A 22,107-nucleotide genomic window follows, 5' to 3' on the forward strand; every position below is an offset into this window, starting at 1 on the left:
GAGCAAGATCGCGTGGACCAAGGGATCATCGCCAGCCTGCTGCAGCATCCGCTCGCCTCGGCGCTGGTCATCGTCGACCGTAGCGGGCGCCCGCTCGCGGCCAATCCGGCCGCGCGCGAGCATGGCCTGCCGGCTACGGTGGCCGCCTACGCGCCGATGCTGGAAGACCTGCGCCTGCTGGCCGCCGACGGTGGCATCGTCGCCTGCACGCTGCCAGGCGGCCCACGCGGCCACTACGATGGCCACCTGCGCGCCGTGCATGACAACAGCGGCAACCTGCTCGCCTTCACCCTCAGCGTACCCGAGCCGGTGCCGATCGACGGCGGTGGCCGCTGGGAACTTGCGCTGGACAGCGCCGGCCACAGCCTGTGGGACTGGGACATCCCCAGCGACCGGGTGGCCCGCACGCCCGCGCTGGGTGAGGAAACCGCCGCCCAGATTCTGGCGCGCGTGCACGCCGACGACATCACCCAGGTGCGTGCCGCGCTGGATGAACACCTGCAGGGTGGCAGTGAGCAGTACAGCGCCCAGTTCCGCTTTCGCCAGGCCGATGGCCAGTGGCGATGGGTGCTGGACCGCGGCCGGGTGGTGGCCCGTACCGCCGATGGCCAGCCGCTGCGCATGGTCGGCACCCATACCGACATCGAGCAGCAGAAGCAGCTGGAAGCCATGCTGCAGGAGCAGCAGCTGCACCTGCGCGAAGCCCAGCGCATCGCCAGCATGGGCAGCTGGTCGTTCGATCCGCACAGCCGCCACTTCTGGTGGTCGCCGGAGCTGCGCTCGCTGCTGGCGCTGCAGCAAGGCAGCATCCCGGGGCAGCGACGCTGGCTCAAGCAGCTGCACCCCCGCTCACGCGGCGCACTGCGTGCCGCCTGGCGCCGCCTGTGGCGTGATGGCCGCGCCGCCAACATCGAACTGGAACTGACCCGCGGCAACGAACCCTCCCAGCACCTGCGGCTGTGGATGCAACCGCTGCTGGACATGGACGGCCAGCCCAAGCGCTTGCTGGGGCAGGTACAGAACATCACCGAACAGCACCAGACCGATGCGCTCATCCGCTGGCGCACCGAACTGCTCAACCGCGTATCCGCGCTGGGCCGCATCGGCGGCTGCGAGATCGAAGTTGCCACGCGCAACATGCAATGGACCGAGGAGTGCTATCGCATCCACGGCCTGCGCAAGGAACCGATCACCCTCGACCAGGCGCTCGCACTGTACGCCGAGGAGTCGCGTGCGGCGTTCGAAGCGGCGCTGGGGCGGATTGCCGGTGGCGGCCTGCCCGAGCAGCTGGATCTGTGCTTCTACCGCCAATCCGGCCTGCGCGTATGGGTGCAGGTGCTGATCGAACTGGATCGTCGCGATGGTCTGCCGCCGCGCTTCGTGGTCCTGTTCCGTGACATCACCCGCGAGCGTGAAGCCAACGAACGCATCGAGCTGCTGGCGCACTACGATCTGCTCACCGGGCTGCCCAACCGGGTTCTGTTGGGTGAGCAGACGTCCGAGGCCATCGAGGAGGCGCGCGATCGCGGCACCTCACTGGCCATGCTGTTCATCGACCTGGACGGCTTCAAGAACATCAACGACAGCTTCGGCCACGCCACCGGCGATGCGCTGCTGAAGGCCGCCGCGACCCGCCTGCACCAGAACCTGCGCAACAACGACCTGTTCGGCCGCTTCAGTGGCGACGAGTTCATCGTGGTGCTGCGCGACCTGGCCGAGCCGGAAGATGCCGGCCATGTAGCGCGCAAGCTGATCAATTCGCTGGCCGAACCGTTGCGCCGCGGCGATACCACCTTGAAGGTGGGCGCCAGCGTGGGCATCGCCATGCTCGGCGAGAGCCAGACCGACTTCGATTCACTGCTGCGCGCAGCCGACGCGGCGATGTACGCGGCCAAGGAAGCCGGTCGCAACACCTACCAGTATTACAGCCAGGACGCGTTGGCGCGGATCCAGCGGCGGCTGGAGATCGAGCACGGCCTGCATGGCGCCATCGAGCGCGATGAGTTCAGCCTGGCCTATCAGCCGCTGCTGCATGCCCATCACGGCGAGCCGCCAGCCATCGAGGCGCTGCTGCGCTGGCATCGGCCGGGGATCGGCTACTGCAGCCCGGCCGAGTTCATTCCGATTGCCGAGAAGTGCGGCGAGATCGTCCGCATCGGCGACTGGGTGTTGTCCGAAGCCTGCCGCCAGGCGGCCGCGTGGGATCGTGCTGGCCTGCATTTCGAGCGCATCGCCGTGAATGTATCGGCGGTGCAGCTGCGTGATCGCGGCTTCGCCGAGCGCGTGATCGAGATCTGCCACGCCCACGGATGGCCGCCGCAGCGGCTGGAGCTGGAACTGACCGAGTCTGCCTTGATCCGTGACACCGACATCCTGCGCCACTGCTTCGATGTGCTTGAACGGCATGGCGTGCCGCTGGCGGTCGATGACTTCGGTACCGGCTTCTCCAACCTCAACTACCTCAACCGCTTCCCGGTCGGCCGCCTGAAGATCGATCGCAGTTTCGTGCAGGGCATGCTGCATGATTCCGGTACCGCCGAGGTCACCCAGGCGATCGTGCACCTGGGCCACGCCCTGGGCATGAAAGTGGTGGCCGAGGGTGTGGAAACGCACCAGGAAGAGGACATGCTGCGCCGCCAGGGCTGCGACGAGATCCAGGGCTACCTGTACTCGCGCCCGCTCAGCCCGCGCGACCTGGCCCAGTGGCTGCGCCAGCAGCACCTCGCACCAGGCCGCACCGACGCCGCCAGCGAAGTGGTGCTGGCGCGCTGAGGCGCCGCGATCCTGCTTTGGTGGGTGCCGACCGTTGGTCGGAACTGATGTCGGCACGCGCGATCATCCACGCATGGCGTGGATCTACACTGCTCTGGTAGATGTCGACCTCGGTCGGCACTGATGTCGGCACGCGCGATCATCCACGCATGGCGTAGATCTACACTGCTCTGGTAGATGCCGACCTTGGTCGGCATTGATGCCTGCACGCGCGATCATCCACACATGGCGTGGATCTACTTCGGTTCGGTAACCAAGCGCTGCGGAAATTCGGACCGCAGCCGTGCGCGCACCGCTTCGACCACGTTGGCATAGCGTCGCAGCTGGATGTAATAGCCCATGTAGAACAGCAGCAGGGCCACCAGCATCGGCCACGCCGCTGGCCGGGCCAGAATGATCGGCACCAGCATCAGCGTCAGGCCCAGCGCGAACCAGCTGCACAGCCCGACCACCCGCACCTCCCGGCGCCGCGCGTCGATCATCACCCGGCCGCGCATCAGCGGAAAGTAGCGACCGCCGAAGCTGGGAGCGAAGCTCTCGCGAAAGGCGATGCTGCCGTCAGGCAGTGCATGGAACACAAGGCGCAACCAGGTATCGGTCGGCAGGTCATGCTCCAGGCCGGCAAGCGAAAGCTGGGCCAACTCGGCCGGCGTAGCGGCAATGCGTTGGTTGAACAGGACGATACCGGTGCGGAAGTAAAACGGCGCCCACATCACCAGCAGCAGGACTTCGACCAGCAGCAAGGTAATCAGGGCGATGGCCATCGGTCTTCCATGAACGGGACCGGCGCATCATGCCATAGCGGCTGCGTAGTATCCGGAGGCTGCCTGGTAGATTCACGCCATGCATGGATGACGTCCAGAACGAGCCGCAGTCCTGGCGGGCCCGTCCAGAGAATCCAGCGGTTTCTTCGGGTCAATCCTCTTCCACCAGATCGCTGAGATCGAGAACTTGTGGGTCAACACTGTGCGCAACGACGCTTCGGATCATTCCGGGCTTGGGCCGAAGTGAATAGCCTCGCATCGTGTGGATGGGATTGAACTCCAGCCACGGGCAGGATGAATGCCCCACGATAACCGGCATGTTGAAATTTATGTCCTTGGGATCATCCAGTGGCAGAGTCCATTTGCCACCGTGATGCTGGCACACGAGATCGCCAAGATATCGTGCAAACACAACTCGCAGAGCACCCTGTTCGTCCTCCGACATCGCTGCAGACATCAGTGCGTACAGGAACTCAAGGCGATCAAGGCTCTCCAGGCTGCCATCAAGGTCGATGCCGCGGGAGTGCCCTTGGTCGACCAACCACTCAATCTGGTCGTCCATGATCATCAGAAAGTCATCGAAGACCTCGCGGGCCTTTCCAAGGTCGAGTGCCATTTTGAATCCTGAGCAGCAAGGCGGAGCGGGGAGTCTGTCCCGCTTTCGCAGCTCAAGCCATGCAATGAATCTGAAATCACCTTCGGCAGAGAGCGCCGACAGATGCAGTAGATTTGTGACTGCAGTCGTTCAGGTGAAAGCCATCCACGCATGGCGTGGATCTACTTCAACGCACTGCCATCCAGCCCCAGGTCCCACGCCAACCCCAGCAGGTCGTCGCCGGCCACAGCGGGGGCGGGGCGCGCATCAGCCAGCTGCTGCAGCTCCTGCATTTCTTCGCGGGCCACCTCTTCCAGCTGCCGCAGCTGCTCACGCACGCCCGCATTGCGCGGGCGCTCGTTCTCGTTGATCGGGGGCAGGGCGCGGATCAGGGTCATGGTGCGCTTGCAGGATGCATCCAAAGGCGGGTCACACGCAAAGGCCCCGGCAGAACCGGGGCCTTGCACGCTGCCGGAAGAGGCAGCGGACATCAGGATCAGAACAGCTCGACCGTACCGGCGCCCATGCTCTGCTGGGCAACCGGCTTGTGCGGCGGGCGTTCCCATTCGCTGCGCAGTTCGCGCAGGCGGCTGCCGGTGCGCTGCAGGGCCGAGGCGATTTCCTCGTCGAACACGCCGCCGTTGCGATGCAGCAGTTCCTGCAGGGCCACCGCTTCGCGGTTGATCGCGGTCAGGCGGTCCAGGTGGGTATGCACGCCGCCCAACGCCTGGGTGGCGATGTCCTCGAACTGCAGGGCGCGCACGGCTTCGGCCACGCTGCCGTCGATCGAACGCGCGCAGTCGGACACTTCGCGCATGCCATCACCCAGCGACGCATTGATCTGCGCCACGTTGTCCAGCATCGCCGCGGCTTCCTGGCGCGCTTCACGGGAGCGGTCCATATCGCGCGAGGCCATGTGCGAAACCGTCTCGCGGACCTTGGCGATGGCGTCCTTGGAGCTGTGTGCCAGCTTGCGGATCTGCTCGTTGAAGGTGGTCGAGCGCTCGGACAGGTTACGGACCTCGTCGGCGACCACGGCGAAACCACGGCCGGCTTCACCGGCACGCGCAGCTTCGATGGCGGCGTTCAGGGCCAGCAGGTTGGTCTGGTCGGCAATCGACTTGACGTCTTCCAGCAGCGCGAAGATGCCATCCAGGTGCTGCGCCATCTGGTCGATGTGCTGCACGGTGGTGCTGCTCTGGCCGCTCACCTGTTCCAGCGCTTCCACCAGCTGTTCCATGCGGTGGCTGGCGTGCTGGGCGAAGCGGGCAACGTCGAGGCCGGCGCCGCCTTCGTCACCGGCGCGGTCGACGATGCGTGACAGCGCCTGGCTCTGCTGGCGCGACTTGCGGTTCATGGCATCGAAGCTGCCGCCGAGGCTGGAGACGGCCTGGCGGATCAGGTCGCGGGCGCGTTCCACTTCGCCACGCGAACCGTCGATCTCGTTGCCGACGAAGTTGCGCAGCTCGGTCAGCAGCTGGTCCTGCTCACGCAGGACACGGGCATGTTCCGGGGAACGGTGCGCCTGGGCGCGGGCGGTCCACCACGCAAAGCCGAGCCAGCTCAGCGTCATCGTGGTCAGGATCGCCCAACGCAGGGCGACCGGCCATTCGAAACCGATGGCGAAGGGGAGCAGCAGGGTCAAAGCCAGGGGGGCGGCCAGACGGATGAAAATGCGTGAGTACATGGACGTTCTCGGGAGGTGCACGGAGGATGTATCGGCCGTACCCCCCTTCTCTTTAACGTCGATGTGCTCCGAAATGCATTCTGAATGCGCCGGTTTTCCGGCGCGCCCGGGTGGTCTGGGGTCAGGGCCCTATCCCTGCAGGAAAGGGATCCGACCCCACACCGTCAGGCCAGCTGCCGGTCCACGGCCTCGACCATCGCCTTGCGGCTGAGCAGGAAATCCCAGTAGCTGCCACCCAGCTGCCGCCACAGCACCGCGGCGCGCACGGCGGCCAGCAGCAGTGCACGGATCTCGGCCACCACGCCGGTCTGGCCCAGGTAGTGCGGGTTGCCCTGCACCATCACCCGCGGCTTGAGGTGGCTGATCGTGTCCGCATACAGACCGCCCAGCGCGGCCAGTACATCGGGATGGCCGCTGTCACCCAGCTCGGCGGCCTGCTTCTGTGCGCGCTCGATACCCGAGGCGACCTTGTTCACGGTGGCCCCGTCCTGCACGAACCGGCGCTCCAGCTGCAGCACGGACAGGGCCAGCTTGGGCAGGATCGGATCCTGGCCCTGGCTGCGGAAATGATTGTGCAGCAGGCGCAGGCCCGACTTCAGTGCGTGCCGATCACCAAACACCGCCTGCGGCGAGGACGCATCGATGCGGAACACGCTGTCTACGGCGGTGCGCACGGCAGCGGCGTCGGAATGGCCGGTATCGGCGATACGGCGTACCTGCTGCAGGGCCTGGGCAATGCCGGCCAAAGCCAGAACGCGGTCGTCGACAGTGAAACTCATGCAGCGAGTACCTCAAAAGGGGAAGGGGTGGTGCGCAGGCGCTGTTCCAGCGGTGCGTCGGTGGCGGCGATCACCGCGCCACCCAGGCAGACCTCACCGTCATACAGCACCAGGGATTGCCCGGGGGTGACTGCACGCTGCGGCCGGGCGAAGGAAACCTGCACGCTGCCGTCGTCCAGCACATCCACCGTGCACGGCTCATCCGGCTGGCGGTAGCGGGTCTGCGCGGTGCATTCAAAACGCCGTGCCGGCGGCGCACCGGCAATCCAGTGCGCGGTCTCCGAGCGCAGCCGGTTGGACAGCATCCACGGGCTGTCACGGTCCTGGTCCACGTACAGCACGTTGCTCGCCACGTCCTTGCCGACCACATACCAGGGGGCGGCAGGGCGGCCGCGCACGCCGCCGATGTTCAGGCCTTCGCGCTGGCCCAGGGTGAAATAGAAAACGCCAGGGTGTTCAGCGATCACGCTGCCATCGCTGGGGTCGAGGATCTGCCCGGTTTTGGCCGGCAGGTAGCGTCCGAGAAACTCGCGGAAATCGCGCTCGCCGATGAAGCAGATGCCGGTCGAATCCTTCTTGGCGTGGGTCGGCAGGCTCACGTCGCGGGCAATCCGGCGCAGGTCGCTCTTTTCCAGATCACCAATCGGGAACAGCGTGGCCGCCAGTTGTTCCTGTCCCAGCTGGTGCAGGAAGTAGCTCTGGTCCTTGGAACGATCGGCGCCGCGCAGCAGCAGCCACTGATGGCCGCGCTGGGCAATGCGCGCGTAGTGGCCGGTGGCGATGCGCTCGGCGCCCAGCTCGCGGGCCGCATCCAGGAAGTGCTTGAACTTCACTTCACGGTTGCACAGCACGTCCGGGTTCGGCGTGCGGCCGGCGGCGTACTCGGCCAGGAAGTGCTCGAACACCCCCTGCCAGTACTCGTTGGAGAAATCGCGGAAATGGAACGGGATGCCCAGCAGCCCGCACACCGCCACCGCATCGCGGCGGTCGTCCTCGGCGCGGCAGTCACCGCTGCCGTCGTCGGCCCAGTTCTGCATGAACAGACCGGCCGCGGCCTCGCCCTGCTGTACCAAGCGCCAGGCGGCGACGGAAGAATCCACGCCGCCAGACACGCCAACCATCACCCGTGGGCTGCTCATGCGACCTCCCGGACCAGTGCAAGCGGGTAGCGCTGGCCGGCCAGGTAGTCGGCCAGCACCTGCCAGACCAGCGGGCTGCGCTGGCGTCCGGCGGCGGCCTGCAGTTCGGCCGGGGTCATCCACAGCGCCCGATCGATGCCGGCATCCAGCGGCCGCGCCGGGTCGTGCGAGACCGGGCGCGCGGCGTAACAGAAGCGCAGGAACGGGGTGCCGTCAGCGGCGGTCCACTGGTAGCAGCCGATGAAGGCGGTCAGTTCCACTGTCCAGCCGGTTTCCTCGACGGTCTCGCGCAGGGCGGCGGCAGCCAGGCTTTCGCCCGGCTCCAGGTGCCCGGCCGGCTGGTTCAGCACCTGCCGGCCTTCGATGGTTTCTTCAACCAGCAGCACCCGGCCGCCGTCGATCACCACGGTGGCGACGGTTGCGTGCGGTGCCCAGCGCGGGTCCGGCGAGGTGTTCAACTCAGAGGTCGTCCTTCTTGGTCAGCTCCAGCTCCATCGCATCGGCGGTGCGGATGGCCGCATCGATGGCGTCGCTGAGCTGGTCGGAGGTGGCGTCGGCATCGATCTTCACCACGAACATCGCGGTCGACTCCTGCTTCACCCAGCCGCCCATCTTGGCATCCTGCGAGTCTTCCAGCAGGCGGTTGGCCACGGCCATCGGGAACTGCTTGGTCTGCGAGGTATAACCCGGCGACCAGATCTCACGGATGTTGTGGGTACCGAAGTCTTCCACCGACGAGCGCACATAGACGATCTGGGTGCGATCGCCTTCGACGTCGAACACCATCTGGTAGTCGCCGTCTTCATCCACCTCGTAGGTGTAGCCCAGCTTTTCCAGATGACGGGCAACGGCCTTGTCGGCCTTCGCGCTGTCAGTGGTGGTCGCAGCGCCAGCGGTGCCAGCGGCAGCCAGGGCGATCAGCAGGGCGGAGAGAAGGGTCCTTTTCATGAAGATCCTGTGAAACCAAGAGTGTGGGAAGGTGCAATTGTGACGGCGGGCGTCCTTGCCGTCCATTCCGCACAGGGCCGACGCAGGGCCGTCTCAGCCCTTATAATGGACCGATGCCTCGCGAGTCCGCCCCCGATTCCCACCACGAGCACGGCGTTGCCGTGGAGCCCGCGCGCCCGGAAGTAGCGCCGCCGCCGTTCTATCAGGTCATGCTGCTCAATGACGACTACTCCCCGATGGATTTCGTCGTGGACGTCCTGCAGCAGTTCTTCAACATGGACCTGGACAAGGCCACCCAGGTGATGCTGCACGTCCACACCCGTGGCCGTGGCGTCTGCGGTGTGTTCACCCGTGAAGTGGCCGAGACCAAGGTGGCCCAGGTCAACGAGTACGCGCGGATGAACCAGCATCCGTTGCTGTGCACGATGGAAAAGGCCTGACCGCCCACGATCTGTAGAGCTGAGCCGATGCTCGGCTGCTTTCTGCCCGGGCGTATCGACCCCGGATGGAGCGTGCCCACCAAGGTGCGCACCTACCAGGGCAGGCAGAGGGTTCACGCCTCCGCCAGCGCCTGCAAAGCCATCCCGGCTACCGCCTCATCGATGTCGGCCGGGTCGCCGTCATCCCGGAACCACACCGCTGACAGCCCGGCACTGGCCGCGATCCAGCGCAGCAGCCGCGTGCGCTCGATATCAGCCAGCCGGCAGACCTGTTCCAGCCGGGCATGGAAGCGCTCTGGCCGGGTGGCCACATGGATGCCTGGCCCGCACAGGTCCGGGTTGCTGAACATTGTTGTGTAATCGAACGCGCGATCGCCCAGCAGCCGCTTCGGGTCGATCGCCAACCAGCCCCGCGCGCCGAAATCCAGCACGTTGTCGTGGTGCAGGTCACCATGCAGCGGGCGTATCTCCTGCTCGTCCTCCAGCAGTGCCATCGCCAGCGATCTGCACTGTTCCAGCAATGGCGGCAGCGGCGCCCTTGCCTGCAGCAGATCGGCGAACCATCTACGCAGGCAGACCAGATCTTCTGGCGGCGCGCTCCGTGGCCGGTGCAGCTGCTGCAGGACCTGGCACAGGATCATGGTGCAGGCGTCGTCCTCGCCCTTGATCGAACGTTGCCGCAGCGAGTCGCCGTGCGACCGTTCGATCAGGATCGCCGGCCCCTCGTGGGCCAGCAGGCGTGCGGCACCGTCGCCGTTCCACCAGCGCAGCAGGCGATGGCCGTTCTGTTCCTCTGTCTCCGTGCTCACCTTCAACATGGCCGCCTCGCCAGAGGCGGTCAGCACCGGCCAGAGCCGGGCATGGGGGGTACGGATCGAAGGACCATCACGTCGCAATCGCCAGCGGCTCAGGTAGGGTTCGCTCATGGTGAGGGTGCTGTCCTGGAGTGAACGATGATCAAGCGGTTCGCACTGCTAACGCCATCTGAACGTCGCAATCCGCTAGGGTGATGGAAATCGCGTAGTCAGGCCGCATATTGTCCCCAACTGCCGCCGGAGTAATCCATGTTCAGCAAAGACCTCGAACACACCATCGGCCAGTGCTACAAGCGCGCCCGTGAGGCCCGACATGAGTTCATGACGGTCGAACACCTGCTGTTGGCACTGCTCGACAACCCGTCCGCCCAGGCCGTATTGAAGGCCTGTGGCGCCGACGCCGACCGCCTGCGCCAGGAGCTGGAGCAGGCCATCGAGGCCTCCGTGTCCCGCCTGGCCGAAGATGATGGCCGCGATACCCAGCCGACCCTGGGCTTCCAGCGCGTGCTGCAGCGGGCCGTGTACCACGTGCAGTCCTCCGGCAAGAAGGAGGTCACCGGCGCCAACGTGCTGGTCGCCATCTTCGGCGAAAAGGACTCCCACGCCGTCTATTACCTCAACCAGCAGGATGTCACCCGGCTGGATGTGGTCAATTACCTGTCCCACGGCATCGCCAAGCTGGGCGAGGAGGGCGAGCAGCCGTCCTCGTCCGAGGGCGAGGGCCGCATGGAAGGGGGCGAGGGCGAGCCCAAGGGCGATGCCCTTACCGAGTTCGCCAGCAACCTCAACGAGCAGGCTCGTGCCGGTCGCATCGACCCGCTGGTGGGCCGTGCCGACGAGATCGAACGCACCATCCAGGTCCTGTGCCGCCGCCGCAAGAACAACCCGCTGTACGTGGGCGAGGCCGGCGTCGGCAAGACCGCCATTGCCGAGGGCCTGGCCCGACGCATCGTGGAAGGTTCGGTGCCGGACGTTCTGGCCGATGCGGTCATCTACTCGCTCGACCTGGGCGCGCTGGTGGCCGGCACCAAATACCGTGGCGACTTCGAGAAGCGCCTGAAGGGCGTGCTGACCGCATTGAAGAAGGTGCCCAATGCGGTGCTGTTCATCGACGAGATCCACACCATCATCGGCGCCGGTTCGGCGTCGGGCGGCACCATGGATGCCTCCAACCTGATCAAGCCGGCATTGGCATCGGGCGAGCTGCGCTGCATCGGCTCGACCACCTTCCAGGAATACCGCGGCATCTTCGAGAAGGACCGGGCGCTGGCCCGTCGCTTCCAGAAGATCGACATCGTCGAGCCGACCGTGGGCGAAACATACGAGATCCTGCAGGGCCTGAAGTCCAAGTACGAAGCGCACCACGGCGTCACCTACGCCGATGAAGCGCTGCAGGCCGCCGTCGACCTGTCGGTCAAGCACATCGCCGACCGTCTGCTGCCGGACAAGGCCATCGACGTAATCGATGAGGCCGGTGCCCGCCAGCGCCTGTTGCCGGAAGGTCAGCGCAAGGAGCTGATCGACGTCGAAGAGGTCGAGGCCATCGTCGCCAAGATGGCGCGCATCCCGGCCAAGCAGGTCAGTGCCACCGACAAGGATGTGCTGCAGCACCTGGAGCGCAACCTGAAGATGGTGATCTTCGGCCAGGATCCGGCCATCGGCACCCTGGCGTCGGCCATCAAGCTGGCGCGCTCGGGCCTGGGCAATCCGGAAAAGCCGATCGGCAACTTCCTGTTCGCCGGCCCCACCGGTGTCGGCAAGACCGAGGTGACCAAGCAGCTGGCGCTGCAGCTGGGCATCGAGCTGGTCCGATTCGACATGTCCGAGTACATGGAGCCGCATTCGATCAGCCGCCTGATCGGTGCGCCTCCGGGCTACGTCGGCTTCGACCAGGGCGGCCTGCTGACCGAGAAGATCGTCAAGACGCCGCACTGCGTGCTGCTGCTGGATGAAATCGAGAAGGCGCACCCGGACATCTTCAACATCCTGTTGCAGGTGATGGACCGCGGCGTGCTGACCGACACCAACGGTCGCGAAGCCAACTTCAAGAACGTGGTGCTGGTGATGACCACCAATGCCGGCGCGGCGCAGGCCTCGCGGCGTTCGATCGGTTTCACCAAGCAGGACCACGCCACCGATGCGATGGAGACCATCCGTCGTGCGTTCACGCCGGAGTTCCGCAACCGCCTTGATGCGGTGGTGCAGTTCCAGCCGCTCGGCTTCGAGCACATCCTGCGCGTGGTGGACAAGTTCCTGATCGAGCTGGAAATGCTGCTGCAGGAGAAGCACGTCAGCCTGTCGGCCACCCCGACCGCGCGCGACTGGCTGGCCCACCATGGCTTCGACCCGCTGATGGGCGCCCGCCCGATGGCGAGGGTGCTGCAGGACAAGGTCAAGCGCCCGCTGGCCGACGAGCTGCTGTTCGGCAAGCTGGTCAACGGCGGCAAGGTCAGCATCGACGTGCGCAACGACGAGCTGGTTGTCGAGGCGCAGGCCGAGCCTGAGCGGCTGTTGCCGGCCACGGTGGAATAAGCGTCTGCCGGGCACTGCCCGGCGACGGAGGCAACGACAGGGCGGCTCAGGCCGCCCTTGTCGTGTCAGCCTTCAACGGCTGCGCTGGCGGGCCATGCGCTGGAAGGTGGCAGCTTCGAGGGGCTCGATCCGCTCGACCGTGCAGCTGGCGCGGTCGGTTTTCAGCACGCTGCGCGAGCCGCCGCACAGCTGGTTGCTTTCGCCCTGGGTTTCAAACGCCAGCCGGCGCGAGGTCACGGCGCTGTTGCAGGAGGCGGTGAAGATGACGCGGTAGTGCTGGTCACCATTGCGCAGCAGCACATCGCGATCGGCACCGGCGCGCACGATCTGCTGGTCCTCACTCAACGCAATGCAGCTGTCGCCGGTGGTGGCTGGCGGCGTGTCGGCGGCCTGGGAGGCGGGAGCGATCAGGGCGGCAGCGATGAGTGCGAGTGCGGCGAAGCCAGCGGGCAGGGAAGACATGTTCATGACGGGGGCAGGGGGTGGCGATCCGGACTGGATCGGGTGCCACGATGACGCCGCCGGTGCGAATGCGAATCTGCCGCAAGCATGGCTGACCGATGTCACGGTGCATTCGGTCAGGGTGCCGTCCGGCAGGGCCGGATTTCAGGCATGACAAAAGGCCAGCGTCCAGGGCTGGCCTTGTCGGGGTGGCGCAACGCGCCAGCCGCTTACTTCATTCGGTAGGTGATACGACCCTTGGTCAGGTCGTACGGGGTCATTTCAACCTTGACCCGGTCACCGGTGAGGATGCGGATGTAGTTCTTGCGCATGCGGCCGGAGATGTGGGCGATGATTTCGTGCCCATTTTCCAGACGAACGCGGAAAGTGGTGTTCGGCAGCGTCTCGCTGACGGTGCCCTCGAACTCGATGGAATCGTCTTTCGACATGTAGTCCTGTGCGGTTCAGAAAACGGCCACGTTGGGCCTAAGGCGCAGCATTTTACGCGTCAAACGCCCAGCTTGCAAAGATTGTGTTATTCCCCGGCAAAATCCGCTGCCGGCACGCGCCCGACCAGCTGGGTCCAGGCGCCTTCCCGGCCCGGCGCCTGCACCGCGCTGCGGACCTGTTGCAGAAACGGCGCGCGCGGCAGGTGCTCGGCGCCCATGCGCAGCAGGTGCGGGTTCTCCACCTGCGCATCGATCAGTGGCCAACCCCAGCCATGCAGCGTGCGCGCCAGTGCCGCCAGCGCCACCTTGGAGCCGCCGCTGGCGCCACTGAACATGCTTTCGCCGAAGAACATCGCGCCAATGGCCACGCCATAGATGCCACCGACCAGCGTCTGCCGGTCCCACACTTCGAAGGAATGCGCGAATCCCAAGTCGTGCAGCTGGCTGTAGGCATCGACCATCGCCGGGCTGATCCAGGTGCCGTCCTGGCCGGGACGGGGGGCGCTGGCGCAGGCACGCATCACCTGGCTGAAGGCGGTATCGGCGGTCACTTCCCAGGTGCTGCCGCGCAGTTGCCGGCGGAACCTGCTGCTCAGGTGCACACCGTCGGTACGGAACACCATGCGCGGGTCCGGCGACCACCACAGGATAGGCTCGCCCTCACTGAACCACGGAAAGATGCCGCCGGCATAGGCGTTGAGCAGGCGCAGCGGGTGCAGGTCGCCGCCCACGGCCAGCAGGCCATCGGGCTGGCGCAGCGCGGTCTCGGCCGGCGGGAAGGGGGCATCCGGCGCATCGGCCAGGCGCCAGGGCAACTGACGGGTCATGCCGGCATTGTATTCGTCGTGGCGATACGCGATGTCTGGCACCATCACGCTTCACCGGCAAGGAGCCCCGCATGAGCGACCCCATCACCGCCATCCTCGATGCGCACGATGCGCCGCGCACACGCAATGACAGCCTGGGCATGCTGTTGACCCTGGCCAGCGAAGACCGCCCCCAGCTTGGCGCGCTGCTGCTGCAGGCGCTGGAGCGCCGCTCGCCCAGCTCCGCCTTCCTCGATACGGCGCTGGATCTGCTGCCGGATGAAGCCGTCGCGTCGGTCTGTGCCGATGCCTGGCGACGCTATCGTGACGGCGAGCGCAGTGAGCTGCTGACCAGCGTGCTGGAGTTCGCCAGCTACCAGGCGCCGCACACGCTGCAAGGCGACTGGGAGGCGCTGCTGGCGGCGGCTGCCGAAGATGGGGTGCAATTGGCCTCGCAGATCTGGCAGGCACTGCCGCCGCCGCTCGCATCGCATTGGGCGCATCGGTTGACCGAGGCCGACGACGATCGCGAACTGGAACGCGCCAAGGCAGTGCTGTTGGCCAGCCAGCCGGAAACCCATGCTGCCGCGCGTGGCTACCTGGCCGACTGGAGCGATCTGGATGCGCAGGTCTGGGCGCACTGGGCAGGCCTGGCTGATGGCCCTCGGCTGCGCCGCCTGCATGACCAGCAACCGCTGCACCTGCGCTTTGGAATCAGGCAGCACCGTGCACAGGTGGCCGAAGAGCCGGGCTGGCGCAAGCGGATCTGGCGGCTGCACCCCACCTGGAATGGCGGTCAGGTGCAGCATGCGGGGAGCATGGGCGGCCCGCTCGACGCCGTGTGCGGCAGCTGCCATGCACCGCTGCAGCGTCTGTTGCAGACCGACACTGCGGCGCTGGAGGAGGGAGCGGTCGGCTCGATCACCCTGGGCCTGTGCCTGGACTGCTGCGGGTGGGAAGATCCGCCCGTGCGTTTCTATCGCCACGATGCGGACGGCGTGCCCAGCTGCCACCCCAGCCAGCACCGTGAGGTGCCGATCAATCCCACCGACAGCGGCGACCTGATGCAGGCCGAGGTTGGTCTTGCTGTGATGGACAGCCCTCGCTGGCAGCAGCAGGACTGGGGCCAGTCCAATCATCGGCAGAACCTGTCGCGCGTGGGCGGCGCGCCGAGCTGGGTGCAGAGCGCGCACTATCCGGAGTGCGTCGATTGCGGCGAGCAGATGCCTTTCGTGATGCAGCTCGACTCGACGTTGCCGACCACCAATGAAGGCATGTTGCTGTGGGGGAGTGGCGGCATGCTCTACAGCTTCTGGTGCGCGAAGTGCCGGGTGAGCGGGCATTTCTGGCAGTGCACCTGAGCGCAGTGCCCTGAATTGCTCTGGTAGTTGCCAACCTTGGTTGGCACGCTTCTCCGACGCTACGGTTCCGCACGAAACGGGCTGTGCCCCTGCAGCTCCTGCTGGTAGCGCCGCACATCCCGCCGCTCCTGCCAGCACCAGTCACGCAGCGCCTCGGCAAACTCCGCATCGGCCACCCAGTGCCGGCTTCGCACGATGGTCGGCAGGAAGCCACGCGCCAGTTTGTGTTCGCCCTGCGCGCCAGGCTCAAAGCGGGCCACGCCCTCGCGCAGGCAGTATTCGATGCCTTGGTAGTAGCAGGCCTCGAAGTGCAGGCCGGGCAGGGTGGCGCCGCCCCAGTAGCGGCCGTACAGCGTGTCGCCACCGCGCAGGCACAGCGCACCGGCAATGGGTTCGCCGTCCTGTTCGGCCAGGAACAGCACCAGCCCACGGCCCAGTGAAATTGCCAGATGGCGCAGGAATGCCTCGGTCAGCGCTGGCGCGTTGCCGTATTCCAGGAAGGTCTGCAGGTAGAAGCGGTACATGGCTTGCAGATCGGCGCGGCTCGCTTCGTCGCCATGCACCACCCGGAAGCTGATGCCCTGTCGGGTGACCTTGGCCCGCTCCTGGCGGATGTTCTTGCGGTGCTTGTGGTTCATGGCACCGAGGAACTGCTCGAACGTGCTCCAGTCGCCCGGGTTCTGCCACTGGAACTGGATGTCCTCGCGCAGCAGCCAGTCGTCGCCGAAAGCGGTCTCGTCAGCTGCCGTGTGGAAATTGATGTGTGCTGACGACACGCCGAGTGCGGGCATCTGTTCGCGCACTGCCGTCAGCAGCGCAACACGCTGCGAATCGTCACGGGCCAGCAGGCGCGGGCCGGTCACCGGCGAGTACGGCACCGCGCCGAGCCACTTCGGGTAGTAGTCGCGGCCGTGGCGCGCATAGGCGTTGGCCCAGGCATGGTCGAACACGAACTCGCCGTGTGAGTTGGTCTTCAGGTAGCCGGGAGCGGCGCCGACCAGGGTGTCCCCGTCCCACAGGGTGAAGTGCTGCGGCTGCCAACCCCAGTCCTCGCGCAGGCAGCCGTAGGTCTCCAGGCCGGCAAGGAAGGCGTGGCTGACGAACGGGTTGCGGCCGTCGTGCAGGGCATCCCAGTCGGTGGCGGGAACGGGCTGCAGGGAGTCGAGGAAGCGGGCGGTGGGCATGGGGAGAGGATAGGGCAGGTGAGGTAATCAGTGCCAAACGTTCTCGTTCGTGGCGTTCTGGCGCCGCAACTGGCCCTGAGGGTTTTACGAAAACTGCAGCAATGTGGAGTGAAGTGCTGATCCCTAGCGGATGGATGGGCAACGCTCAGATGCGCGCACGCAAGCGTGCATCAGTCCATCGCACAGGAGTTAAGCATGAAACGGAGATCTATCATTCCCACGGCAGTTCTTGGGCTACTTCTCGCAGCATCTAGTTCCTGCCCTGCTGCGTCCGTCGAAGTTGTTCCGCCAGAGCAGGCCACAGATGTGGCGCTTGATCTTATGTTGACCCGGGAGGGGCAGCGCATGCTTGACCGCTTCCAGCTGGCGCGCTCCAAGTCGGCCAACCTTGCCGTGACGGCGTCGGTTGATCTGGTGCGGCAGGTACTGGTCATTGATCTGGATCGGCGGATTCTGGATGGCGAAGACGATCACTCGTTTGAGGATATCGAGCAGCGGATCAGGACTGCGCTGGCAGCTTATGCACTGCAGGCTGGTGCGGGGGAAGTAGTGACCGAGATCATCTACGGGGGGAAGCCTTACTCGCACTACTTTCAGCGCGACTTACAGTTCAGGCAGGGGGTGGCGCCATTAGGAAACTCGGTACTTGTGTCAGCCAGTCATGGCCTGGTGAGCATTCATCCCGGTCGGGAGTGGGAATTCCAGCGTCCGCTCAGTCACGGCATTCGAGAGGATCTCATCACTCCCGGGTACGCGGAGGAGCTGCAGACCTTCCTTCAGGACAGGGGTTCGGCGTCAGTGTATCGGGCTCGCCGCAATACGGGCGATCTTCACCCGGATTCGATGAGGCCGTGGAGTGAGATGTCCGCACGCTATCATCTTATGAACCTGCTCCCTGACCGCACCGACATCTGGCATCACTTTGCCAACAGTACGGAGAGGGATAGGGAGGTAAAAGACGACATCAGGTCGCGGCCTTACTACGCCAATCATCTGGCGGTGGAGGGCATGCTCAGCCTTCATACCAATGCAAGCGACTCACCTTCTGCCCGAGGCACGCGAGCGTACTACCACGCAAACAAGCAAGCAGATCGTGAATTGGGCGATATGGCGCTGTGCTATATGCATGAACTCATTACTGCGCAGGACGCATACACAGAGTTTCCAGTTGCGGCAAAGTCAGAGGCCGCCCGCCATGGCGAGAACGGGTTCGCACACATGCCCTCGGTTGTGATCGAGATAGCGTTCCACACAAATGCTGAAGACGCAGCCGCCTTGCTGGATCCAGTGTTCCGCACTGCCTCCATGAAAGGAGTCGAGAAGGGCTACCGGCTCTTCCGCGAAGGCAAGGGCTGCGTTCCGTTGAAGGCCGAGCCCATCCAGGGAATCCAGTTGCCTCAGGGAAGCTCACAGCAGGTGGATGTCGCCTTCGAGGGCTATCCGCAGTACCCCATCGAACTGGTCACCACGAACGTGGGCTGTCCACCCGGATGGACCTGCAGCGACGGAAAGGTTCACATCACTGCCCCCGACGACAAACCTAGCCAGATTACCCTGCGGTGTGAGAACGCCGGGAGTGCGCCAATTCTGTGGGATACGCGGGTCGTGGACGCCGATGGCGTGGAATCGCCGCCTGTGCGCCACGTCGTGCAGTGCATCCGAACATCGCGCGGGTTGAGTGGGGCTCCGATCATCTCTGCCGGTGTGGAGCCCGCGACGGCAGGTTGAGTGCTTTGAAGCGGGCGCTTTCGCGCCCGCTTCGAGTCAACCATTCCTCGACGCTACAGAAGCCAGCCTCAGCTGGCCTTGCCCTGCGCATCCAGGTAACGCTCGGCATCCAGTGCGGCCATGCAGCCGAAGCCGGCCGAGGTGATCGCCTGGCGGTAGTGCTGGTCGGCCACGTCGCCGGCGGCGAACACGCCTTCCACCGAGGTCTGGGTGGCGTTGCCGCCCAGGCCCGAACGGATTTCCAGGTAGCCGTTGTTCATGGTCAGCTGGCCGTCGAACAGCTGGGTGTTCGGGTGGTGGCCGATGGCCACGAAGAAGCCGTGCGCATCGATGTCGCGGGTGCTGCCGTCCAGGGTCGACTTCACGCGCACGCCGGTCACGCCGGCCTCGTTGCCCAGCACTTCCTCCACCTGGTGGTGCCAGACGGTTTCGATCTTGCCGGCTTCGACCTTGGCGAACAGCTTGTCCTGCATGATCTTCTCCGCCTTCAGGGTGTCGCGGCGGTGGACCAGGTAGACCTTGCGGGCGATGTTGGACAGGTACAGCGCTTCTTCCACGGCGGTGTTGCCGCCGCCGACCACGACCACGTCCTGGTCACGGTAGAAGAAGCCGTCGCAGGTGGCGCAGGCGGACACGCCGCGACCCTTGAACTCGTCTTCGGTCGGGATGCCCAGGTACTTGGCGGTCGCGCCGGTGGAGATGATCAGGGCGTCACAGGTGTACTCGTGGCTGTCGCCGATCAGCTTGAACGGGCGCTGCGACAGGTCCGCGGTGTGGATGTGGTCGAAGATCACCTCGGTCTCGAAGCGCTCGGCGTGGGCCTGCATGCGCGCCATCAGGTCCGGGCCCATCAGGCCATGGGCGTCACCCGGCCAGTTGTCCACTTCGGTGGTGGTCATCAGCTGGCCACCCTGCTGCAGGCCGGTGATGACGACCGGCTTCAGGTTGGCGCGGGCAGCGTAGACGGCAGCGGTCCAACCGGCCGGGCCGGAACCGAGGATGACAAGACGCTGGTGGCGGGAGGGCAGGCTGGTGCTCATGTAGACTCGCGAAAAGGTAGATGGGACAAGGCGCGGCGATGTTTGCACAGCATCCTTGGCTGGTCATAGAGTGGCGGCTGGGGCAGGGCGATTCAAGCCGATGAACAGAACAGCGCCATCCACCGGCGGTTTCCGGCCCTGTCTCCGCTTGTGCGGCAACGGATAACTGAAAACTGACGCCGTCTCGTTTATTATCAAACACTAACAGCGCATTCCAAAGGTATGGTCTAAGGTGGCGAAGCAGGTCCCCGAACGCTCCAAGTCCGACGACAAAAAGGCATCGCGTCGCACGGCGGCAGCGGCCACGACCGACAATCCACGCCGTCAGCGCCTGTGGCGCGACCTGGGTCTGATCGCCATCGCGCCGGCGCTGCTGTATCTGGCTGCAAGCCTTTTCACCTATTCAGCGACGGACCCGGGCTGGTCGCACACCGGCAGCGTGGTCGCGCCGGTACACAACATGGGCGGCCGCGCGGGCGCGTGGATCGCCGACGTGCTGCTGCAGCTGTTCGGCTACATCGCCTTCCTGCTGCCGGTGGTGCTGGGCGCGCTGGCCTGGATCGCGATGTTCGGCCTCAAGCGCGAGAGCAAGGGCGAGAACGATCTGGACCCCGCGTTGCGGCTGGTCGGGCTGGTCGGCTTCCTGATTGCCGGCACTGGCTTCCTGCACGTGCGCCTGTTCAGTGGCGACGTGTCCCATGCCGGCGGCATCCTTGGCAAGCTGGTCGGCAATTCGCTCAGCGTCGGCTTTGGCGCGCTCGGGGCGAACCTGTTCGTGCTGGTGCTGCTGCTGGCCTCGATCACCCTGGCGACAGGCCTGTCCTGGTTCGTGGTGATGGAGAAGATCGGTCGCGGCGTGATGTCGCTGGCACCGTTGCTGGAGCGCAAGAAGGAGCAGGCCACCGAGTGGCAGCAGACCCGCGTGATGCGCGAGGAGCGCCAGGAAGTGCGCAAGGCCGATGCCGAAGTGCGTGCCAAGCGTGAGCCGGTGAAGATCGAGCCGCGCCCCGAGCCGGTGATCGAAAAGAGCGACCGGGCCAAGCGCGACAACCAGATCCCGATGTTCCGCGGCGTCAACGGCGACGGCTCGGACCTGCCGCCGCTGGCCCTGCTGGATGATCCCAAGCCGCAGCCCGTGGGCTACGACAAGGACACCCTCGACGCGCTGTCGCGGCAGATCGAGTTCAAGCTCAAGGACTTCCGCATCGATGCCCAGGTGGTCGGCGCCAACCCCGGCCCGGTCATCACTCGCTTCGAAATCGAGCCGGCGCCGGGCATCAAGGTCAGCCAGATCAGTTCGCTGGACAAGGACATCGCCCGCGGCCTGTCGGTCAAGTCGGTGCGTGTGGTCGATGTGATCCCGGGCAAGTCGGTGATCGGCCTGGAAATCCCCAACGTCACCCGCGAGATGATCTACCTGTCCGAGCTGCTGCGCTCGAAGGAATACGACAAGTCGGCCAGTTCGCTGACCCTGGCGCTGGGCAAGGACATCGCCGGCCGCTCGACCGTGGCCGACCTGGCGCGCATGCCGCACCTGCTGGTGGCCGGTACCACCGGCTCGGGCAAGTCGGTGGCGGTCAACGCGATGGTGCTGAGCCTGCTGTTCAAGGCGTCGCCGAAAGACCTGCGGATGCTGATGATCGACCCGAAGATGCTCGAACTGAGCGTCTACCAGGGCATCCCGCATCTGCTGGCGCCGGTGGTCACCGACATGAAGGAGGCCGCCAACGGCCTGCGTTGGTGCGTGGCCGAGATGGAGCGCCGCTACAAGCTGATGAGCGCGGTGGGCGTGCGCAACCTGGCCGGCTTCAACAAGAAGGTGAAGGACGCGCAGGACGCCGGCCAGCCGATGATGGACCCGCTGTTCAAGCCGAACCCGGAACTGGGCGAGGCGCCGCGGCCGCTGGAGACGCTGCCGTTCATCGTCATCTTCATCGACGAATTCGCCGACATGATGATGATCGTCGGCAAGAAGGTTGAAGAGCTGATCGCGCGCCTGGCGCAGAAGGCGCGTGCGGCCGGCATCCACCTGATCCTGGCCACCCAGCGCCCGTCGGTGGATGTCATCACCGGCCTGATCAAGGCCAACATTCCCACCCGCATCGCCTTCCAGGTCAGCTCGAAGATCGATTCGCGCACCATCCTCGACCAGTCCGGCGCCGAGACGCTGCTCGGTCACGGCGACATGCTGTACCTGCCGCCCGGCACGGCGATGCCCGAGCGAGTGCACGGCGCCTTCGTGTCCGATGAAGAAGTGCATCGCGTGGTCGAGCACCTCAAGGCGATGGGCCCGGCCGACTATGTTGACGGCGTGCTGGATGAAGTGCAGACGATGGGCGATGGCGTGGTGGTCGGTGCGACTGGCCTGCCGGAGACCAGTTCCGGCGGCGGCGATGAGTCCGACCCGCTGTACGACGAAGCGCTGCGCGTGGTCACCGAGACCCGTCGTGCCTCGATTTCCGGGGTGCAGCGTCGCCTGAAGATCGGCTACAACCGCGCAGCGCGACTGATCGAGGCCATGGAAGCGGCCGGTGTGGTCAGTTCGCCCGAGCACAACGGCGACCGCACGGTGCTGGCACCGCCGCCGCCGAAGTAAGCCCTGCCGCATTCCCGACGTCCAAGGAACC

Annotated in this window: 20 protein-coding genes; 6 read left to right on the plus strand and 14 right to left on the minus strand. The window is 65.6% G+C overall.

What is annotated here, in order from left to right:
* Positions 1 to 12 precede the first annotated feature (12 nt).
* The gene (locus tag QP457_RS10590; RefSeq protein WP_205404044.1) at positions 13 to 2,772 is read left to right on the plus strand and encodes an EAL domain-containing protein; all 2,760 of its coding nucleotides are present in this window, start codon (positions 13 to 15) and stop codon (positions 2,770 to 2,772) included.
* A gap of 236 nt (positions 2,773 to 3,008) precedes the next feature.
* Here the strand turns inward: QP457_RS10590 and QP457_RS10595 are convergent, their stop codons facing one another.
* The 8 genes from QP457_RS10595 to QP457_RS10630 all read right to left on the minus strand — a co-directional run bounded on the left by QP457_RS10595 (position 3,009) and on the right by QP457_RS10630 (position 8,684).
* The gene (locus tag QP457_RS10595) at positions 3,009 to 3,536 is read right to left on the minus strand and encodes a hypothetical protein (RefSeq protein WP_205404045.1); all 528 of its coding nucleotides are present in this window, start codon (positions 3,534 to 3,536) and stop codon (positions 3,009 to 3,011) included.
* A gap of 151 nt (positions 3,537 to 3,687) precedes the next feature.
* A complete protein-coding gene (locus QP457_RS10600) occupies positions 3,688 to 4,152 on the minus strand; it encodes a hypothetical protein (RefSeq protein ID WP_205404046.1) in 465 nt (154 codons plus the stop codon).
* Between the two features lie 161 nt (positions 4,153 to 4,313).
* A complete protein-coding gene (locus QP457_RS10605) occupies positions 4,314 to 4,529 on the minus strand; it encodes a hypothetical protein (RefSeq protein WP_205404047.1) in 216 nt (71 codons plus the stop codon).
* A 98-nt stretch (positions 4,530 to 4,627) separates the two neighbouring features.
* Positions 4,628 to 5,818, minus strand: a complete 1,191-nt coding sequence (locus QP457_RS10610) for a methyl-accepting chemotaxis protein (RefSeq protein WP_100552494.1) — start codon at positions 5,816 to 5,818, stop codon at positions 4,628 to 4,630.
* Positions 5,819 to 5,982: 164 nt separating this feature from the next.
* The gene (gene hflD, locus QP457_RS10615) at positions 5,983 to 6,597 is read right to left on the minus strand and encodes a high frequency lysogenization protein HflD (protein ID WP_205404048.1); all 615 of its coding nucleotides are present in this window, start codon (positions 6,595 to 6,597) and stop codon (positions 5,983 to 5,985) included.
* A complete protein-coding gene (gene mnmA, locus QP457_RS10620; RefSeq protein ID WP_205404049.1) occupies positions 6,594 to 7,736 on the minus strand; it encodes a tRNA 2-thiouridine(34) synthase MnmA in 1,143 nt (380 codons plus the stop codon). Before mnmA ends, hflD begins: the two co-directional genes overlap by 4 nt.
* A complete protein-coding gene (locus QP457_RS10625; RefSeq protein ID WP_180167018.1) occupies positions 7,733 to 8,194 on the minus strand; it encodes an NUDIX hydrolase in 462 nt (153 codons plus the stop codon). The genes mnmA and QP457_RS10625 overlap by 4 nt, the downstream gene beginning before the upstream one ends.
* A gap of 1 nt (position 8,195) precedes the next feature.
* Complete coding sequence (locus tag QP457_RS10630) at positions 8,196 to 8,684, minus strand: hypothetical protein (RefSeq protein ID WP_205404050.1); 489 nt, start codon at positions 8,682 to 8,684, stop codon at positions 8,196 to 8,198.
* 113 nt (positions 8,685 to 8,797) lie between these two features.
* Here QP457_RS10630 and clpS point away from each other — a divergent pair, with 113 nt between their 5' ends.
* A complete protein-coding gene (gene clpS, locus QP457_RS10635) occupies positions 8,798 to 9,124 on the plus strand; it encodes an ATP-dependent Clp protease adapter ClpS (protein ID WP_025879127.1) in 327 nt (108 codons plus the stop codon).
* A gap of 113 nt (positions 9,125 to 9,237) precedes the next feature.
* Here the strand turns inward: clpS and QP457_RS10640 are convergent, their stop codons facing one another.
* The gene (locus tag QP457_RS10640) at positions 9,238 to 10,050 is read right to left on the minus strand and encodes an APH(6) family putative aminoglycoside O-phosphotransferase (RefSeq protein WP_205404051.1); all 813 of its coding nucleotides are present in this window, start codon (positions 10,048 to 10,050) and stop codon (positions 9,238 to 9,240) included.
* A 138-nt stretch (positions 10,051 to 10,188) separates the two neighbouring features.
* On the opposite strand from QP457_RS10640, the gene clpA reads away from it, so the two are divergent.
* Positions 10,189 to 12,471 carry an ATP-dependent Clp protease ATP-binding subunit ClpA gene (gene clpA / locus QP457_RS10645; RefSeq protein ID WP_049467362.1) on the plus strand — a complete coding sequence of 761 codons (2,283 nt, stop codon included), beginning with the start codon at positions 10,189 to 10,191 and terminating at the stop codon, positions 12,469 to 12,471.
* 72 nt (positions 12,472 to 12,543) lie between these two features.
* Here clpA and QP457_RS10650 read toward each other — a convergent pair whose 3' ends face one another.
* From QP457_RS10650 to aat, 3 genes are all read right to left on the minus strand, one after another.
* Complete coding sequence (locus QP457_RS10650) at positions 12,544 to 12,939, minus strand: hypothetical protein (protein ID WP_205404052.1); 396 nt, start codon at positions 12,937 to 12,939, stop codon at positions 12,544 to 12,546.
* Positions 12,940 to 13,142: 203 nt separating this feature from the next.
* Positions 13,143 to 13,361: a translation initiation factor IF-1 gene (infA, locus tag QP457_RS10655; protein ID WP_005409596.1), complete on the minus strand. Its 219-nt coding sequence runs from the start codon at positions 13,359 to 13,361 to the stop codon at positions 13,143 to 13,145.
* Positions 13,362 to 13,447: 86 nt separating this feature from the next.
* Positions 13,448 to 14,188, minus strand: a complete 741-nt coding sequence (gene aat, locus QP457_RS10660; RefSeq protein ID WP_100465323.1) for a leucyl/phenylalanyl-tRNA--protein transferase — start codon at positions 14,186 to 14,188, stop codon at positions 13,448 to 13,450.
* A gap of 71 nt (positions 14,189 to 14,259) precedes the next feature.
* Here aat and QP457_RS10665 point away from each other — a divergent pair, with 71 nt between their 5' ends.
* Entirely contained in the window at positions 14,260 to 15,528 is a 1,269-nt protein-coding gene (locus QP457_RS10665; protein ID WP_205404053.1) for a hypothetical protein, read from the plus strand.
* A 59-nt stretch (positions 15,529 to 15,587) separates the two neighbouring features.
* Here the strand turns inward: QP457_RS10665 and QP457_RS10670 are convergent, their stop codons facing one another.
* Positions 15,588 to 16,712: a GNAT family N-acetyltransferase gene (locus QP457_RS10670; RefSeq protein ID WP_205404054.1), complete on the minus strand. Its 1,125-nt coding sequence runs from the start codon at positions 16,710 to 16,712 to the stop codon at positions 15,588 to 15,590.
* Positions 16,713 to 17,057: 345 nt separating this feature from the next.
* Between QP457_RS10670 and QP457_RS10675 the strand changes: the two genes are divergently transcribed.
* The gene (locus tag QP457_RS10675) at positions 17,058 to 18,440 is read left to right on the plus strand and encodes an N-acetylmuramoyl-L-alanine amidase (protein ID WP_240196376.1); all 1,383 of its coding nucleotides are present in this window, start codon (positions 17,058 to 17,060) and stop codon (positions 18,438 to 18,440) included.
* A gap of 68 nt (positions 18,441 to 18,508) precedes the next feature.
* Here QP457_RS10675 and trxB read toward each other — a convergent pair whose 3' ends face one another.
* Positions 18,509 to 19,480 (minus strand): thioredoxin-disulfide reductase, encoded by a 972-nt coding sequence (gene trxB, locus QP457_RS10680; protein ID WP_025877237.1) that lies wholly within the window; start codon positions 19,478 to 19,480, stop codon positions 18,509 to 18,511.
* Between the two features lie 232 nt (positions 19,481 to 19,712).
* On the opposite strand from trxB, the gene QP457_RS10685 reads away from it, so the two are divergent.
* The gene (locus tag QP457_RS10685) at positions 19,713 to 22,076 is read left to right on the plus strand and encodes a DNA translocase FtsK (protein WP_180167026.1); all 2,364 of its coding nucleotides are present in this window, start codon (positions 19,713 to 19,715) and stop codon (positions 22,074 to 22,076) included.
* The last annotated feature ends 31 nt before the right edge of the window (positions 22,077 to 22,107 follow it).

This window comes from Stenotrophomonas sp. As-7 (assembly GCF_030291015.1).
Taxonomy (GTDB): domain Bacteria; phylum Pseudomonadota; class Gammaproteobacteria; order Xanthomonadales; family Xanthomonadaceae; genus Stenotrophomonas; species Stenotrophomonas lactitubi.